The 16677-nt window shown below is 43.4% G+C and carries 16 protein-coding genes; 5 read left to right on the forward strand and 11 right to left on the reverse strand.

Going from position 1 to position 16677, the window contains the following annotated elements; genetic code table 11:
• Positions 1–102 precede the first annotated feature (102 nt).
• The 6 genes from G3W54_RS06575 to G3W54_RS06600 all read right to left on the reverse strand — a co-directional run bounded on the left by G3W54_RS06575 (position 103) and on the right by G3W54_RS06600 (position 6952).
• Positions 103–1521: an aspartate aminotransferase family protein gene (locus G3W54_RS06575; RefSeq protein ID WP_244627910.1), complete on the reverse strand. Its 1419-nt coding sequence runs from the start codon at positions 1519–1521 to the stop codon at positions 103–105.
• 55 nt (positions 1522–1576) lie between these two features.
• Complete coding sequence (locus G3W54_RS06580) at positions 1577–2587, reverse strand: NAD(P)-dependent oxidoreductase (RefSeq protein ID WP_162652302.1); 1011 nt, start codon at positions 2585–2587, stop codon at positions 1577–1579.
• Between the two features lie 2 nt (positions 2588–2589).
• A complete protein-coding gene (locus tag G3W54_RS06585; protein ID WP_162652303.1) occupies positions 2590–3027 on the reverse strand; it encodes a transporter in 438 nt (145 codons plus the stop codon).
• Positions 3028–3139: 112 nt separating this feature from the next.
• On the reverse strand, positions 3140–4477 hold the full coding sequence (locus G3W54_RS06590; protein ID WP_162652304.1) for an FAD-binding oxidoreductase: 1338 nt from the start codon (positions 4475–4477) through the stop codon (positions 3140–3142).
• Between the two features lie 3 nt (positions 4478–4480).
• The gene (locus G3W54_RS06595) at positions 4481–5914 is read right to left on the reverse strand and encodes a UbiA family prenyltransferase (RefSeq protein ID WP_162652305.1); all 1434 of its coding nucleotides are present in this window, start codon (positions 5912–5914) and stop codon (positions 4481–4483) included.
• A 138-nt stretch (positions 5915–6052) separates the two neighbouring features.
• Positions 6053–6952, reverse strand: coding sequence for an alpha/beta hydrolase (locus G3W54_RS06600; RefSeq protein ID WP_162652306.1), 900 nt, complete (start codon positions 6950–6952; stop codon positions 6053–6055).
• 87 nt (positions 6953–7039) lie between these two features.
• Between G3W54_RS06600 and parE the strand changes: the two genes are divergently transcribed.
• Complete coding sequence (parE, locus tag G3W54_RS06605; RefSeq protein WP_162652307.1) at positions 7040–9142, forward strand: DNA topoisomerase IV subunit B; 2103 nt, start codon at positions 7040–7042, stop codon at positions 9140–9142.
• Here the strand turns inward: parE and G3W54_RS06610 are convergent.
• Positions 9139–10278 carry a DUF2336 domain-containing protein gene (locus G3W54_RS06610; RefSeq protein ID WP_162652308.1) on the reverse strand — a complete coding sequence of 380 codons (1140 nt, stop codon included), beginning with the start codon at positions 10276–10278 and terminating at the stop codon, positions 9139–9141. The two genes, parE and G3W54_RS06610, sit on opposite strands and share 4 nt — an antisense overlap.
• A gap of 203 nt (positions 10279–10481) precedes the next feature.
• On the opposite strand from G3W54_RS06610, the gene G3W54_RS06615 reads away from it, so the two are divergent.
• Together G3W54_RS06615 and G3W54_RS06620 are read left to right on the forward strand one after the other, a co-directional pair.
• Entirely contained in the window at positions 10482–11051 is a 570-nt protein-coding gene (locus tag G3W54_RS06615; protein ID WP_162652309.1) for a phosphatase PAP2 family protein, read from the forward strand.
• A 50-nt stretch (positions 11052–11101) separates the two neighbouring features.
• Positions 11102–12034: a hypothetical protein gene (locus tag G3W54_RS06620; protein WP_244627845.1), complete on the forward strand. Its 933-nt coding sequence runs from the start codon at positions 11102–11104 to the stop codon at positions 12032–12034.
• A 36-nt stretch (positions 12035–12070) separates the two neighbouring features.
• On the opposite strand, the gene thrS is transcribed toward G3W54_RS06620, so the two are convergent.
• The 3 genes from thrS to G3W54_RS06635 all read right to left on the reverse strand — a co-directional run bounded on the left by thrS (position 12071) and on the right by G3W54_RS06635 (position 14951).
• The gene (gene thrS, locus G3W54_RS06625) at positions 12071–14020 is read right to left on the reverse strand and encodes a threonine--tRNA ligase (RefSeq protein WP_162652310.1); all 1950 of its coding nucleotides are present in this window, start codon (positions 14018–14020) and stop codon (positions 12071–12073) included.
• Between the two features lie 146 nt (positions 14021–14166).
• A complete protein-coding gene (gene yidD, locus G3W54_RS06630; RefSeq protein ID WP_162652311.1) occupies positions 14167–14490 on the reverse strand; it encodes a membrane protein insertion efficiency factor YidD in 324 nt (107 codons plus the stop codon).
• Between the two features lie 20 nt (positions 14491–14510).
• Entirely contained in the window at positions 14511–14951 is a 441-nt protein-coding gene (locus G3W54_RS06635) for an iron-sulfur cluster assembly scaffold protein (RefSeq protein ID WP_162652312.1), read from the reverse strand.
• Positions 14952–15133: 182 nt separating this feature from the next.
• Here G3W54_RS06635 and folE point away from each other — a divergent pair, with 182 nt between their 5' ends.
• A complete protein-coding gene (gene folE / locus G3W54_RS06640) occupies positions 15134–15745 on the forward strand; it encodes a GTP cyclohydrolase I FolE (protein WP_162652313.1) in 612 nt (203 codons plus the stop codon).
• A gap of 3 nt (positions 15746–15748) precedes the next feature.
• Positions 15749–16162 (forward strand): phosphoribosyl-AMP cyclohydrolase, encoded by a 414-nt coding sequence (gene hisI, locus G3W54_RS06645; protein ID WP_162652314.1) that lies wholly within the window; start codon positions 15749–15751, stop codon positions 16160–16162.
• A 3-nt stretch (positions 16163–16165) separates the two neighbouring features.
• On the opposite strand, the gene G3W54_RS06650 is transcribed toward hisI, so the two are convergent.
• Positions 16166–16597: a CBS domain-containing protein gene (locus G3W54_RS06650; RefSeq protein WP_162652315.1), complete on the reverse strand. Its 432-nt coding sequence runs from the start codon at positions 16595–16597 to the stop codon at positions 16166–16168.
• Positions 16598–16677 lie beyond the last annotated feature (80 nt).

The following is a 16677-nucleotide window of genomic DNA, read 5'->3' on the forward strand; positions in this document are numbered from 1 at the left end:
TTTTTTATCACACCAAATCAAGAGAGGCGTGAAAACACTTCTGACTATATTGCTATTAAACAATCCATTAAACACGATAGATATGATGCTCGCTTGTTTTGCTTATTTAACTTGGCTCGCGACGAAATCTTTAACAATACGAATAATGCCGCGCCCCAGTAGATTGTCTAATGCTGCGATGAACTGATCGACATGGCGTTGCTCACAAATCAACGGAGGTTCAAGGCGGATAACGTTACGATTATATTCTGTAAAGGCAACCAGAACATCATAATCCCGGAGCATCAGCGCACCAATAAATCCTGACAGCGAACCTTTTAGCTTCTCGTCAAGCATTGCCACAACAGGGCGCAAGACAGCAGGTAATGTCTGGCTGAAATCTTGGAATTCAAGACCTACCATAAGCCCCTGCCCGCGAACGTCTTTAATAAGTTTCGGGTATTTTTCCCGAAGCTCTTCAAGACGTCGCAACAGATATGCCCCTGTTTGCGCAGAGTTCTCAATCAATTGCTCATCATAAAGAATGTTGAGGCCTTCAATAGACGTCACACAGGCTTCACCAATACCGCCAAATGTCGCTTGACCATGGATCAACGCCGTTTTTGGTGTGCCATACGCCTTCATGTACACTTCTGTCGTTGCAATCATTGCAGCCATAGCGCATTTACCGCCACCGAGAGATTTTGCCAATGCTGTGACATCAGGCACAACATCAGCATATTCAAAGGCGAAGAATTGACCTGAACGACCCATTCCACATTGCACTTCATCGGCAACCCAAAGCACATTATGTTTATCGCATAACGCGCGCAATTCTTGCCAGAAAGCTGGTTCAGCCTTGATAATACCGCCGCCACCTTGAATGGTTTCAAGCACAATCACACCAATTTCCGGATCGCTTTCGAAGGCATTTCGAATAGCATCAATATCTGCAAACGGCACACGAACGGTATTCTCAATTAATTTAAACTCACCCTTGTAAAGTGGTGAATCAGTCAGCGAGAGTACGCCCTTTGTTTTACCATGAAACGAGTTTTCAGCATAAACGACCTTCGATTTATCAGGTCCAGCGGCACGTTCAGCAACTTTCACCGCTGCTTCCATGGCTTCCGAACCAGATGACCCTAGGAAAACCATATTTAAATCGCCTGGTGCAATTTCAGCCAGATTTTTCGCCAATGCCGCGTTATATTGAGATAAAAATGCCATCGCTATTTCGTGGCGTTTTTCATCTTGAAATTTTTTACGGGCATCTAATATTCGAGGATGGTTGTGACCAAAAGCGAGTGAACCAAATCCACCAAAGAAATCAAGAATTTCACGACCATTCTGATCACGATAAACCATACCCTCGGCACTTTCGATTTTAATTTTGTGAAAACCTAGAAGTTTCATAAAATGCAATTGGCCAGGATTAACATGATCTTTAAAAAGCTCAGTCATATCCGCCAAATTCATCTCTTTAGCATCCTCAACGCTCAGCAAAATCGGCTTTCTCACCTTAACATCCAAAACGGGCATATCGTGTGTTTCAGGATTTTCATTTCTAAGTGCGTTTAGCATTTTGTATCCAATCCTATTCCGCAGGAACTGTATTTAAATTATTTTGTTGTGCGCCAGTCTTCCCAGCACGGTATTCTTTGTAAGCAGCAATCAGCATGTCCATATCATTGTCTTTTGGAACAAAACCCATATCTTTTTTCGCTCGGCCTGTTTCACGAACACACATCTCGTCAGCAATCAAATATTGCTCTGGATCCATGATCGGCATGTTTATTAAATCCAGAAATGCGAGCGTTTTCTTCACCGCAAAACCCGGCGTTGGGAGTAGAATTGAATGCGAGCCTGCATGCTGAATCAACCCACCCAATAATTCTCTCACTGATGGTGGATTAAGTGAACCTAAATTATACTCCCCATTCGGAAAACCGGCTTTCCATGCCAATCTTGCCGCTTCTGCGCAATCATAAACAGAAATAAACTGGTAAGGCGCTTTGCCAGAGCCAATCATCGGAACTGGCAAATTCAAATCAATCAACTTGAATAGTTTTTCCAAAATACCAAGGCGACCAGGGCCGATGATCAAGCGCGGGCGGAAGATTGAGATATCCATGCCGCGATCCCGCCATCTATGACATTCCTGCTCAGTTGCCCATTTGGATGCACCATATTCACCAAGTGGAGCAATTGGGTGATCCTCAGTTTGAGGACTAACAATTGTATGTCCATACACCATATCCGTGGTGAATTGAACAAACTTGGACGCTCCAGCCTTATCCATAGATTTCATTATATTGCCGGCACCGTGAAAGTTCACAGGCCAAAAGAAATCGTATCTTTTAGAGCGAATTTGCAATGGCGAGAGCATAGTTGCCGCCATATTATAAATCACATCATCCGCATCAATCTTAAGTTTTGAAAACTGCGTTTCGTCGGTAATATCAAGTTGTATATGTTCAACATTCGAATAGTGAGTGTGGTCGCTATTTTTGACATCGACAACAACAACTTCTTGTCCGTCTTCAAGTAATTTTGGTGCAAGGTGAGAGCCGACAAACCCATCACCACCGAAAATAATATGTTTCATAATTACGATCTCTCTCCAGAGTAATCTTGAATAAGTTCCGCGCTGTCAGAAGCAACTTCTGATTTTCCTGATTTATCAGATTGCGCGATTAAAACCGTGCCCAAGCAAATGAAGGCGATACCGGCGATACGCCAGTTGTTGATATCTTCGCTGAATAAGAAATATGCGAAGATTGCGACCGCCACATAAGCAAGGCTTAGAAACGGATATGCGAATGACAGATCAACTTTTGACAATACAAATAAATGCGAGGCCATCGAGATTACAAACATACATAATCCAGCAAATACCCACGGCTGAAAAACAATCTGCAATATACGCCATATTGCATTTTCAGCAGAAATGTTAAGCGGACCAATCATCGTCATGCCCTGCTTGAGCATGAGCTGTGCAGCAGCATTGGTCACCACTGTGAATAATATAAACCAGATAAACTTCATGTTCTGTCCCGTATTCTTGTCCCACGTTTGTGATAACAGGCAAAAATGAATCTGGCGTTCAATGCTATGGCTAATTTTTATTAAACTTTTATCAATGTGGCTGAGAAGCCAGCTATTTCAACGTTAAAGCAGTTCTGCGCCAGAAGTCCGAGCAAATTTTCTGATCTCTGTGAGCTTCTAACTCACGCCAATTGGGAAAAGATTGCGCAAATGTTTCAGCACTCATTCGATGATCTTTATATGGATTAACAGCGCCACCGGCTTTCAGCACAATTTCGTCAAGAGCATCTAACAATTGAAGCGTTTTCACCCCCTGATTTGCAAAATCAAGCGTTAGGGTAAAACCTTCTCGCGGAAATGAAAATAATGCGGGTGTTGTTTGAGCACCAAAGCTCTTCAGTACCGTTAAAAATGATCCATGATTAAAGCGCTTTGCACATTCCAATAATTCGATTGTTGTTTCTCTTGCAGCAGCCTTTGGATAAACACTTTGATGTTGATACAAACCTTTTGGGCCATACAAACGGTTCCAACCCTTAATCGCATCAAGGGGATAAAAGTAACTCTGCCAAGGCTCTATGCTTTCACTAAGGCCATTGGAGAAACTGTGATAATATACAAAATTAAATGCCGCTAGGCTCCATCGGTTAATCAGGTTTATAGGAGAGGTAAATGGCACAGAAAGTTTCGCATCTTTAGGCTCATCTGCTTGTCTCTCTCCGGCCATAGCATGCCCCTCTTCAACCGAAGCATGGTTGCCGGCCATAAGAACCCCTCGCCCAAATGATGTCCCACGGGCCAACTGATCAATCCATGCGACCGAATATTCGTGCGCATCGTCTATGACTTCTACATTTTCAAAATATTCATCCAGGTTGTTAAACCGAAGTGTTTTTTGATTAACGTCAAATGACGAAACTTCCATAAGCCTAAGGCAAACTCTCGTAATAACGCCAGTCAGCCCCATACCACCAATTGTTGCAGCAAAAATTTCGGAGTTTTCTTCTGGCGAACAGTGCATCAATGCAGATCGATCACTTCGCAAAAGATCGAAAGATAAAACTGAGCGTCCAAATGTCCCGCGCGCATGATGGTTTTTGCCGTGCACATCGTTTGCAATTGCTCCACCCAATGTAACAAAGGAAGTTCCCGGCGTGACTTCTAGAAAATATCCGAATGGACGAGTAAACTTTAAAACATCACGCAATAAAACGCCTGCATCTGCAAATAACAAACCAGTCTTTGCATCAAAATGATGAATATGCGCATCGTTTTGCATAGGAAGCAAAACACCGCTGTCATTGAGACAAGTGTCACCATAAGATCGGCCATTCCCAAACGGAAGAAATGAGCCTTGAGATGTTGGGAACTGATCCACTGATGCAAGATCACGTTGAACTCGGCTTATATTGCCCCAGCTCGTAAAGTTGTTGTCGTGAGTAGGCTCCACTGATTACACCATAGCGATTAAGAGTAACGCCCCGCCCATCACCATTGTCAGCTGACTACGCCAATCTCGCATGATAAAAACAACTGGATCTTCATGCACCTGTCCCCGACCAGCCAATATCCAAATGCGCAATTGCATATATAAGATGATTGGCACTAAAGGCCAAATCATCCACGGGTTAGAATACATTCCAATAACTTCATTACTATTTATATAAAGTGCTAAAACCATTGTTGCGGCAAAGGCAGATGAAATTCCGCCTTGAATAAGCATATTTGTATCAACACCCGAATAACCGCGCCCGACGACATTTGAATTATCATCATCGTCCAGCTCTGAGACCTCGACATAACGCTTTACCAATGCGAGTGATAAGAAAAAGAAAATTGAAAACGCAAGAAGCCAGAAGGATAATTCGCTGAATGTTGCCACAGCTCCCGCTATAATTCGAATAGTATACAATCCCGCCAATGTGAACACATCAACGAGCAATTTACGTTTTAAAACAAAAGTATATGCCGTCGTCACAACAGCGTAAAGCGCAAGAACCAGTATAAATTGAACTGGAAGCAGACTGGCCAATGCGATGGATGCAGCAACGAGCGCAAACCAGGTCATTGCCGCAACAGGTATCGATAATGCTCCACTAGCTAGGGGGCGATATCGCTTTTTTGCATGCGCTCGATCGGCTTTTAAATCAGATAAATCATTGACGATATATACCGATGATGCAAAAAAACTGAACGAGAAAAATGCTATGATGGCAGCTACTACAGCCTGCATCTCGAACAAATTGTGATCAAGTACAAGCGGAACACCGATGAGCATATTCTTCGCCCATTGATGAACACGAATTGATTTAAAGATCGTGTTTGGGCTCGGCAACGGAACATTGATTTCTTCACCATCATTCAGTTCTTGCCAGCGACGGGCAGCACTATCAGGTGATACGACAATACCCTTTCTGGCAACGTCAAATACAACGACATCGTCTCGACTATTCCCAATGTAGTCAAACCCGGCTTCGCCAAATTCTGTAACAAGTTTAGCAGCCTTGCGATGTGATGTGAGGTTTTCTTGTTCATTACTATGAAAAACTCCATCGAAAATTCCAAGATGATTTGATAGCTCTAATGCCGTCGCTTTAGCTGCCCCGGTAACAAGATAGGCCTTTCGACCACTCTGCTTGGCGGCTTCGATGTAATCTAGCACTTCTTTGCGTAGCGGCCAGTCTTGCGCAGAGCTATCGGTGTAAGATGCAACTTTCTGTTTAAGATATGCTTTTCCCTTGAAAACCCAAAAAGCTACATGAAACAGGAGATACGGACGTTTTAGCAAAAGCGTAGCCAAGCCTTCCCAAAGCGTATCTGTGGCCACCAACGTGCCATCTAAATCAACACATAAGGGAACATGTTTTACATCAACACTAAAATCCATAACCTGGCTCTCAATCAATAAATCTTGCTGAAAGTTACAGAATTGGAGCTTAAATTCTCTTAAAGGGCGGATTTCTCATCCCAAAAACCATCAAGTTGGTTAAAATACTCCTACTCGCCTCAAGCGGAGTAAGATATTTTAGGATTTTTTAAAAACCCAATTCAATGTCTGCCGCCAGTCAATCATTCGAATTGGTGTGCCGTGACGACCTGTATTGAACAGGATCAATTTTATCGGATAACGTGAAGTTCGCGACTTTATGCGCTGATAAACTGCCTGCACACCTCTCCAATCATACACAACATCATCATTACCATGCGCTAATATGATAGGAAGTCCAACACTTACCGCGTGTGATGTCGCCAATTTCGGATCCGGAATAGCCCCCAATAAAACAATCCCGGAAAGCCTAGCGACATCATTGTGATCATGCGCAAGCTTGTTACAAATTTGGCCGCCCATTGATGCGCAAACTATGATGATATTCGGGACTTTTTTCTCGTCATGAAGATAACGAATAAGGGCTCTGGCATCCGCTATACCACTTTTGGAGAACTCTCTAATTGTTTGCGTGAGATATAAGCCATTATTTCGGACCGCGAGATTCTTCAGTCTGTTAAAATTCCCACCAAAAGTATAATCCTTCAAACCCAACTTCCGATCACCATCACGACCATGAATGAATAATACAGCAAACTTCGGCGCACCCTTTTTTGCGACAAATCCAATCTCTATATTTCGTCCAGCATATTGGAATTCCTGATATGTTTGAAAACGGCGCAAACCTAGCTTAACATATTTCTGCTTAACTTTTCGAATAGGGACTTGATCACGTTTATGTATATTAATTTGCTTGTCATATTTTACGAGCAAATAGTCTCCGTTATCTTTGGATGATAGAATTTCCGGATATGCGAATAACTTGTCTTTGAATGGCTTGAGTTCAAGCGCATTGCTTAAAGAAATCATCCCAAACAGCAGAACAAGGGTGGATATAGGCACCAACTGCAATAAAAAGCGTTTAATTCTTGTCAGCATCTGCATGACACTCCAGACAAAGCAGGTTCATTTCGATACATTATCGGTTAAATTAGATGATTCGAACAGAAGAATTACGGCAATTATATGGACAATTCCGACGACCTTTTTTCAACTATGGGCTCTACACCTGAACCAAAGCCCGAAACTGCGGCTAAACAAGCTAATCCTGCACCTGCAATCCAGGCCGCTGTTAAGCCTGATGCATCACAGAGCCTGAAGCCCAAAAAAGCTGCTTCACCAAAAAAAACCAACGAAGATGGTGATTATGGTGCCGACGCTATTGAGGTGCTTGAAGGATTGGAACCGGTGCGCTTGCGCCCAGGTATGTATATTGGCGGCACTGACATTAATGCACTACACCATCTTTTTGCTGAAATCATCGATAACTCTATGGATGAGGCAGTTGCAGGGCATGCAAGCTTTATCGAAGTTGAACTGGATGAAAATGGCTACGTATCAGTTAGCGACAATGGTCGCGGCATCCCCGTTGAGGACCACCCAAAACACCCTGGAAAATCAACTCTTGAAGTTGTTCTGACCATTCTTCATGCTGGCGGCAAGTTTAATAGCAGTGTCTACGAGACATCCGGCGGGTTGCATGGTGTTGGTATCTCGGTTGTCAACGCCCTATCTGATGACCTCATTGTCGAAGTTGCGCGAAATAAAGAACTCTTCCGGCAAAAATTCTCAAAAGGCCTTCCGCAGGGAGGTTTAGAAACTCTTGGAGAGGTTCACAATCGCCGTGGTACTAAAGTAAAATTTCATCCGGATCCGGAAATTTTTGGCGAGAGCCTTAGGTTTGAACCTGCTCGCCTCTATAAAATGGCGCTGTCAAAAGCTTATCTCTTCGGTGGCGTCGAAATTCGATGGTCGTGTGCGCCCTCCCTTCTTAAAGAAGGTGGAGATATTCCCGCCAAAGCTACGTTCCATTTCCCTGGTGGTCTCAGTGATTATCTGGATCATTCATTGGGCAAGGCACATCGCGTCACACGCGAAATTTTCTCTGGCAAAAGCAGTAAACAAGGTGGCCATGGGTCGATGGAGTGGGCCATTGCGTGGCACGCTGGCGATAGTCAAATTGAATCTTACTGTAACACCATCCCTACCCGAGATGGCGGTACACACGAAGCTGGATTTCGCCTTGCCTTAACTCGCGGATTGAAAAGCTACGGCGAACTTGTGGGAAACAAACAAGCCGCACAAATCACAACGGACGATGTGATGACATCCGCGATAGGCATGTTATCAGTCTTTATCCGTGAACCAGAATTCGTAGGCCAGACAAAGGACAAACTTGCAACCGTTGAGGCTCAGCGTATCGTCGAAAATGGTATTCGTGATGCGTTTGATCATTTTCTTGCAGATTCGCCACAAGAAGCGGCAAAACTATTGGAATGGGTTGTCGAGCGTGCAGAAGAACGCATGCGTCGTCGCAAGGAAAAGGAAGTCAATCGAAAATCAGCTGTTCGAAAACTAAGGCTCCCCGGGAAACTTGCAGACTGTAGCCAGAAAACGTCCGAAGGGGCTGAACTCTTCATAGTGGAGGGTGATTCTGCGGGCGGTTCCGCCAAACAAGCACGAAATAGAAAAAACCAAGCAATTCTCCCACTACGCGGTAAAATCCTTAACGTGGCAAGTGCGGTAAGAGAAAAGATCACATCTAACCAGCAATTGGCAGATCTCATTCAGGCGCTCGGTTGCGGAACGCGATCAAAGTACCATGAAAATGATCTACGCTATGAACGTATTATCATTATGACTGATGCCGATGTCGATGGCGCTCATATTGCGTCGCTCCTCATCACTTTTTTCTACCAAGAAATGCCCAACCTCATTCGCGAAGGCCATCTATTTCTGGCTGTTCCACCACTCTATCGAATTTCACAAGGAACCAAAACACTGTATGCACGTGATGATGCGCACAGGGCTGAGTTGATGGAAACAGAGTTTAAAGGCCGAGGAAAAATTGATGTCGGACGATTTAAAGGTCTTGGTGAGATGCTACCTGCACAACTCAAAGAAACAACCATGCTGCCTGGCAAGAGAACACTTCTAAAAATTGAAATCGACGATATCACACCTGAAAATACCAATAAGACGGTAGATGATTTAATGGGTACAAAACCAGAAGCACGGTTTAAATTCATACAAGAAAATGCTGAATTCGTTGATAATTTAGATATTTAAGCGGCTTGTTTGACCAATGACATAGCGTATGATTTGGCCACACGGCGACATTGCTTGAAACGTGTGTTTTCCATCATCATAAGCAATTCCGCGACAGATGATTGCGAACGCACCTGATCTTGATATTTATCGAGAAGTTTTGCTACGATTTCATCGGCAAGCACAATGTCACTTTGGTGGGATGCGTCACGCCAAAGTAAAGTTGCGTCAATAAAGATAGGAATAAGTTCGGGGCTTAGTCCTGCAGATTTATAGAGCGCTTTGACAAGGGAGAAATGTCCGTCTCGCAAGATCGCACGTATTCGGGATACCCCTTTTCCAGATAATTTGCTAATAACCATAGCAAAGAAATCTACATTGCCTACAGATAGAACATTCATTAGGAGTGCCGATGTAATTTTCCCTGAAAACCTCAAATGTTCAATCAAGGCTTCCATATCATCATCAGAAGTTCGTTCGATTACGGATAACGCAGCCTGATCGCATGCGTCTTTTGTCACATAGCTGGCGCGTTTTTCACCCATGAGGGCACTGAGCAAACTATCTTTGGCCAAAACTTGGCCCAACTGCTCTACTAATTCATATCTAATGTGAGCAGGAATATCATTACGATTAAGCAATTCATTCCGAATTTCACCAGCTTGCCCGAATCTCTCAGCAATCCGCACCAACGATAAACAAGCAATTTGAGATCCGCTATTTTGCAGAAGTTCCGATACAACTTCTTTTTCACCGATTTCAATCAATGCTGCACATACTGCCGGGCTAATATACTTGCGCTGTGATACGATAAATCGATGTTCCAGCAGTCCATCGGCTACTAAATCTATAAGATTGTTATCTGACAGAAGCGGCGAATAGGCCAATACTGGGGCGCTAACATCCAGCTGATCTTGCGCCAAGGCATTAATAACAATGATTGGAACATCTTCGTGCGCGCAAAGGCTGGACGCCATAGCTTTACGAACTTCCGATGACGGATCATCCAATAAGAGGATCATTGCCCCTTCAGCTGCTTTCATCTCATCGGCATTGAAGCCCGAACATATATAGGATTCACAAAGCGCTTTCACCGCTAATATTCTTGACCTAGTATCTGAACTCTCAGCCCAGACAGAAAAGTTATCGAAAATCATTTCGCGCCCTACATCGACTCAATACTTTAATATCAGCACACATTGAGCCTAATTGGTTAACTTCCCCTTAACCCTGCACCTTAACCTTGTGTTAAGCTGTTACAAACACACTTTATACGAAACAAGAATAGAAAAAGTCGCACTTTACTTGTTCAAACCAAGAGAGCAATGTAAACACACCCAAGAAGATATGGGAAATACATATGCTCCCCGCATTAAATGAAAATAAGAAAAGCATCATAATTGTTGTTGTTCTTGCCGTTAGTATTATGCTCACACAGAAACGGGCAGAAAAATATGGCGATATGCTGCAGATAATGTTGCCAGTACTTGCGGGTGCTTGCGCACTTGCTAATGGCAACTTTGGTGATTTCGCGACCCGGCTAGGTGCATTACAGTTAGCTATACATATTCCTAAAAACACACTTGGCGATATTCCGATAAATCTAAGGCCTTCCGGCAATACAGGGGGCTTTCCATCTGGCCACACTGCCTCCGCTACATTTGGAGCAACAAGCCTAATATTCAATTGTGTACAAGGAAATGTATGGGTAAAATCTGCGCTTGTACTTACGGCAGCATTCACTGGCACATCTAGATTAGAAGCGGAGAAACATAATATCTGGCAAGTATTTGCTGGCTGGATAATCGGTTTTTTCATGGCCAGTGCTTGGCGAAAAGGTTCTGGTCCATATGGAGTTTTAAAACAGCTGGCGAACCGCCGTAAAAAACATACGAATAAGAATGATAAAATTGAACGATCAATATCTTGAAATTTATTTTCCATCTTGAAAAATACGCATTTACATTTCATGATTGTTTCATGTTTTCCAACCAAATATTAAAATATACTCTCAAATTAATATTGTTGATCATGATGTTTTCGGGGTCCGCATTTGCACAAACTAAAGCACCATTGGACCTAACACCAAAAATCGCGCTACCTGGATTAAAAGACTTCTCGAATGATTCAGGCGAGTCAGCTCGTACCGTAACCCTTAGAGCAGTGTTGGTTGATGGAGGGGAATCAGTCGAAAACGGTTTAATTTGGCGCGTTTTTGACCCAACTCCCGATGAGACTGGAAAACTTAGACTTATTGCAGAAACAGAAGGCGGTTCCACAAAACTTGATTTCACGCCAGGTGAATATTTCGTGCACGTGGCTTTCGGTCGAGCGGGCGTTACCAAAAAGCTCTCTGTTCCATCTACAGGTAGCATTTCAGCTCAAACGTATATTCTTGATGCAGGTGGTCTCATACTAAATGCGACATCCGGTGGCAATGGACGTGTCGTTGGTAAGTTTTTAAAATTTGCAATCTATTCTGGAGAAGATCAAGATGCGCAAGACAGCGACCGTCAGCTGGTTTTAGAAGGCGTTAGCGCGAACACAGTTATCAGGCTAAATGAAGGTATCTATCACGTTGTATCCAATTATGGAGATATCAACGCCGTTACCCGTGCCGATATTCGGGTGGAAAAAGGCAAGTTGACAGAAGTTCAAATGCAGCATCGGGCAGCATTAGTAACTTTTAAACTCGTATCAAAGCAAGGTGGAGAAGGTATTGCTGACACCGCATGGTCTCTATACTCATCATCAGGCGATGTAATCAACGAAATGGTTGGCGCATTTCCTAACTTAGTACTTGCTGAAGGCGACTACCAAGTCAGCGCTCTACATCGAGGAAAAGAATATCCATTAGATTTTCACGTCACTGCCGGTGAAAACGTTGATATTGAGGTTTTGCTTGGCAACTAAGTCATTAACAAGTTGCCAAACAAAGTGTTTTAAATATTATTTACGTTTCAAATCCGGAGGTGTAGCCTCAAGCTTTAGGCTTTCAAGAGCTTCATCCAAAGTCATGGATGTCTGATCTCGACTTCCTAATCTACGAATATTGACCGTTCTTTCCTCAGCTTCGCGGCGACCACAGACTATAATGACCGGCACTTTGGAAACTGAATGCTCGCGTACCTTATAGTTGATTTTCTCATTGCGAAAATCTGTTTGAACATGAAGACCCGCCGCCTTTAGTTCTTTCTCTACCTCAGAGGCATATTCTTCTGCCTCATCCGTAATCGTCGCAACAACGACCTGTAAAGGTGCAAACCATAACGGCATATGACCGGCAAAACTTTCAATCAAAATACCTAAGAAACGTTCCATCGAGCCACAAATTGCGCGGTGGATCATAACTGGTTGACGTTTTTCAGAATCGCTATCAATGTAGAAAGCACCAAAACGCTCTGGTAGATTGAAATCAACCTGCGTCGTGCCACATTGCCATTCACGGCCAATAGCATCACGCAAAGTATATTCAAACTTAGGACCGTAGAAAGCGCCCTCACCCTCCAAAATACCAGTTTTAATCCGGCCTCCGGAACTCTCTTCAATGGTCTTGAGAACCTTAGTCATGATCTCTTCGGCACGATCCCATGAGGCATCATTGCCAACCCGTTTTTCAGGACGCGTAGAAAGTTTAACGGTGATTTCATCAAATCCAAAATCAGCGTAAGTCGTCAATATCAAATCATTGATACGCAAGCACTCAGCAGTCATTTGCTCTTCTGTGCAGAACACATGCGCATCATCTTGTGTAAATCCACGAACGCGCATCAAACCATGCAATGCACCTGATGGTTCATAGCGATGCACAGCACCAAATTCAGCCATTTTGATAGGCAGCTCACGATATGATTTCAATCCATGCTTAAAAATCTGCACGTGACCTGGGCAATTCATTGGCTTGATGGCAAATACGCGATCGTCAACTGTCTCAGTTGCATACATATTTTCGCGATACCATTCCCAATGCCCTGATGTCTCCCACAAAGCTTTATCCAGAATTTGCGGCGCATTTACTTCGTCATAGCCGTGCTCGTCCAAACGACGGCGCATATAATTTGTCAAAGTCTGGAACATCCGCCAGCCCTTGGCGTGCCAGAAAACAACGCCAGGGCCTTCTTCCTGAAAGTGAAACAGATCCATCTCGCGACCGAGTTTACGATGATCGCGCTTTTCAGCTTCTTCAATCATGTGAAGATGCGCATCAAGCTGCTTTTGGTCAGCCCAGGCAGTGCCGTAGATACGTGTCAGCATCTCATTCTCAGAGTCACCGCGCCAATATGCGCCAGCGACTTTCATAAGTTTGAATGCTGTTCCAATTTGTCCAGTCGATGCCATATGTGGCCCACGGCAAAGATCAAACCAATCACCTTGATGATAAATTTTCACATCTTCATCGCCGGGAATTGCGTCCACTAGCTCAACTTTATATGTTTCGCCTTTTTCAGCAAAAACGCGTTTTGCTTCGTCACGAGACCAGATTTGCTTTGTAAATTTGTCATTACGCTGAATGATTTCGCGCATTTTCTTTTCAATTTTTGGCAAATCTTCCGGTGTAAACGGCGTATCTTTGGCAAAATCATAGAAAAAACCATTTTCAATCACCGGACCAATTGTTGCCTGCGTTCCAGGGAAAAGCTCCTGAACAGCCTCTGCCATAACATGAGCGGCATCATGGCGAATAAGCTCGAGCGCTCTGTCATCTGTTCGTGTAACGATTTCAATAGCGCCAACAGTAATAGGGTCGCTCAAATCGCGCAATTCACCATCAATGGTGATTGCAACAGACTTCTTAGCGAGAGATTTTGAGATTGATTCTGCAACATCGCGGCCAGTTGCACCAGCATCATACGAACGTTCAGAACCATCGGGGAATTTAAGATTGATGGCGTCAGCCATAATATACTCTCCTTATCCAGTCCCGCCTACAAACGCGGGTGGTTGTTTTAATTTACCTTTAAAGGTGGCTGCTTTTAACGTGGAGATCAGTGATCGTAAAGAGAAATATTCCCGCATCAAATGCATTAAACTTCTATCGAGAATGCTTAGCGACGCCAAGGTGTATACCACCTATAATTCTCCGAGAGCTGTTCAGGCACCGGATCATGGCCATGTGTTCCAAATGGTCCACATCTGATAACGCGAAAAAAGCCAAACCATCCGCCAATCCAAAGACCATATCGTGCAATTGATTCATACGTATACTCAGAACATGTCGGCAAATGTCGACACGAATTGCCAATAAACCCAGACAATGTGAGCTGGTAGAGCCGTATAACTCCGAGACCTAAGAGGCGACCCGGTGTTTTAGGCCATTTACCCTGCCAGTTTCTGGATTGCTGATTTTTAGATCGCGGTTTTTTTGTCAATTTTATTATTCAGTAAATTATCAACTTGCCAGCTCTGAACGTTCGATCTCATCAAGCGCGGTCACAACAGCATCGAATGTTAACATTGTAGAAGCATGGCGTGCACGATAATCCTTTACAGGTTCAAGATATTTAAGGTCATCAAATCGACCAGTCGGGGACGATCCGCCATCTTTAAGCATGGCGAGCATTTCACTGCGAACTTTTCGCAATTCATCTGTCGAAGCACCGATAATATGTTGTGCCATAATTGCCGATGTTGCCTGCCCAAGTGCACATGCTTTTACATCATGCGCAAAATCAGTCACAATTCCGTTTTCGACATTAAGCCAGATTTTCACTTTAGAGCCGCACAATTTCGAATGTGCCACAGCCGTTGCGTTTGCATTTGCCAGAGAACCAATACGGGAAATATTTCCCGCAAATTCAAGTATTTTAGTATTATAAACCTGATCAATCATACCAATTTAAACTACTCTCTCGAAATGGCCATCATAATTCCTATATAATGGCTTGTGCAAAAATTACAAAACACATAAAGACCTTTCTAGTTATGTATTCCGACTATTTTAGTAATATAATAAGCTCGGTTTGGTGATATAGAAGTACTTCCGAGTAAGAACTTAGAATGTCGGAGTTAAATATGGACGCGATCGTTAAAAGTATATTGGACCATAGTGGTGACAATAAACCAACACGTGAAGAAGCTGAACGTGCGGTGGAAACATTGCTACGTTGGCTGGGCGAAGATCCATCACGTGAAGGCTTAATCGATACACCTAAAAGGGTAGTAAAAGCCTACTCCGAACTATTTGGCGGTTATGCCCAAGATCCGGTCGAAGATCTTTCGCGAACATTTGAGCAAGTCTCAGGCTATGACGACACAGTTATTGTGAAAGATATCCCGTTCTTCTCTCATTGTGAGCATCATATGGTCCCAATCATCGGTAAGGCTCATGTTGCTTATTTACCGGATGGAAAAGTTGTTGGGCTTTCAAAAATTGCTCGTGTTGTCGATATTTTTGCAAAACGATTGCAAACTCAGGAATCCATGACTGCCCAAATTGCCCAAGCTATCGACGGAGCACTAGAGCCAAAAGGTGTTGCTGTAATCATTGAAGCAGAACATATGTGCATGGCCATGCGCGGAATTCGTAAGCAAGGTTCGACAACTGTCACGTCCACATACAAAGGACGTTATAAAGAAGACAAACAAGAACAAATCAAATTACTGTCTATCATTGGTCAAGAGTAAATCATGACAATTGAGTTTAAAACTCCACCCACAGATAAATCTGTTCTCGAAAGCAGTGGTCCATTCACACCAAAATTTAATGCCGATGGCCTCGTGACCGCAATTGTAACGGATGTGCAAGACGGCGAAGTTGTCATGCTAGCACACATGAATTCGGAAGCCTTAGCATTGACCATTGAAACTGGAATAGCGCACTATTACTCGCGCTCGCGAAAATCCCTTTGGAAAAAGGGAGAAACATCTGGAAATATTCAATTGGTCCAAGAAATGCGTGCAGACTGTGATCAAGATGCGATACTTATTAAAGTAGAAATGGCTGGTGAAGGCACAGCTTGTCACACAAATAGAAAATCTTGTTTTTACCGCAAAGTTGAAGGGCTAAATACAACAAGCCCTTCACTTCGTATCATCGAATAAGCTCTAACCAGCAGCTATATATGACTTAATGTCTTCTGCTTCGCGCTCTACTTCCTGCATACGGTACTTGATAACATCTCTGATTGAGATAATACCCAAAAGCTTACCATCATCAACAATCGGCAGGTGGCGAAATCCGCCCTCTGTCATTAGTTCCATAACCTTCATTATGCTGTAGCCAGAATCACAAGTCCGCACATTTTTGGTCATTATCGTCGATAATGGACGATCGAGAACCTCTTTTCCATGCTGAGATACCGCTCGAACGATGTCTCTTTCTGATAATATGCCTGCAATTTCTTTTTCTGAAGATGAGACAACTACAGCACCTATTTTATTTCCGGCTAAAAAATCGGCAGCCTCAATGATGGTTTCATCACCTGAGATTGAAGATACGTCGTAACCCTTGTCGTCTAATATGTGTTTCACAGTCATAGGCTATCTCCCAAATTTCAAAACAGCTTTAAATCACGTTCCTCTTCGGACTTTATCAGCCAAAGCACAGCTTAGCTGAA

The sequence above is a fragment of the Lentilitoribacter sp. Alg239-R112 genome, from assembly GCF_900537175.1.
Lineage (GTDB): Bacteria > Pseudomonadota > Alphaproteobacteria > Rhizobiales > Rhizobiaceae > Lentilitoribacter.

What these genes read in the sequence shown, in the direction of transcription:
- G3W54_RS06575 (WP_244627910.1), bottom strand. Translation starts at nt 1,521, where the DNA reads ATGCCCGTTTTGGATGTTAAGGTGAGAAAGCCGATTTTGCTGAGCGTT.
- G3W54_RS06580 (WP_162652302.1), bottom strand. Translation starts at nt 2,587, where the DNA reads ATGAAACATATTATTTTCGGTGGTGATGGGTTTGTCGGCTCTCACCTT.
- G3W54_RS06585 (WP_162652303.1), bottom strand. Translation starts at nt 3,027, where the DNA reads ATGAAGTTTATCTGGTTTATATTATTCACAGTGGTGACCAATGCTGCT.
- G3W54_RS06595 (WP_162652305.1), bottom strand. Translation starts at nt 5,914, where the DNA reads ATGGATTTTAGTGTTGATGTAAAACATGTTCCCTTATGTGTTGATTTA.
- G3W54_RS06600 (WP_162652306.1), bottom strand. Translation starts at nt 6,952, where the DNA reads ATGCTGACAAGAATTAAACGCTTTTTATTGCAGTTGGTGCCTATATCC.
- parE (WP_162652307.1), top strand. Translation starts at nt 7,040, where the DNA reads ATGGACAATTCCGACGACCTTTTTTCAACTATGGGCTCTACACCTGAA.
- G3W54_RS06610 (WP_162652308.1), bottom strand. Translation starts at nt 10,278, where the DNA reads ATGATTTTCGATAACTTTTCTGTCTGGGCTGAGAGTTCAGATACTAGG.
- G3W54_RS06615 (WP_162652309.1), top strand. Translation starts at nt 10,482, where the DNA reads ATGCTCCCCGCATTAAATGAAAATAAGAAAAGCATCATAATTGTTGTT.
- G3W54_RS06620 (WP_244627845.1), top strand. Translation starts at nt 11,102, where the DNA reads ATGTTTTCCAACCAAATATTAAAATATACTCTCAAATTAATATTGTTG.
- thrS (WP_162652310.1), bottom strand. Translation starts at nt 14,020, where the DNA reads ATGGCTGACGCCATCAATCTTAAATTCCCCGATGGTTCTGAACGTTCG.
- G3W54_RS06635 (WP_162652312.1), bottom strand. Translation starts at nt 14,951, where the DNA reads ATGATTGATCAGGTTTATAATACTAAAATACTTGAATTTGCGGGAAAT.
- folE (WP_162652313.1), top strand. Translation starts at nt 15,134, where the DNA reads ATGGACGCGATCGTTAAAAGTATATTGGACCATAGTGGTGACAATAAA.
- hisI (WP_162652314.1), top strand. Translation starts at nt 15,749, where the DNA reads ATGACAATTGAGTTTAAAACTCCACCCACAGATAAATCTGTTCTCGAA.
- G3W54_RS06650 (WP_162652315.1), bottom strand. Translation starts at nt 16,597, where the DNA reads ATGACTGTGAAACACATATTAGACGACAAGGGTTACGACGTATCTTCA.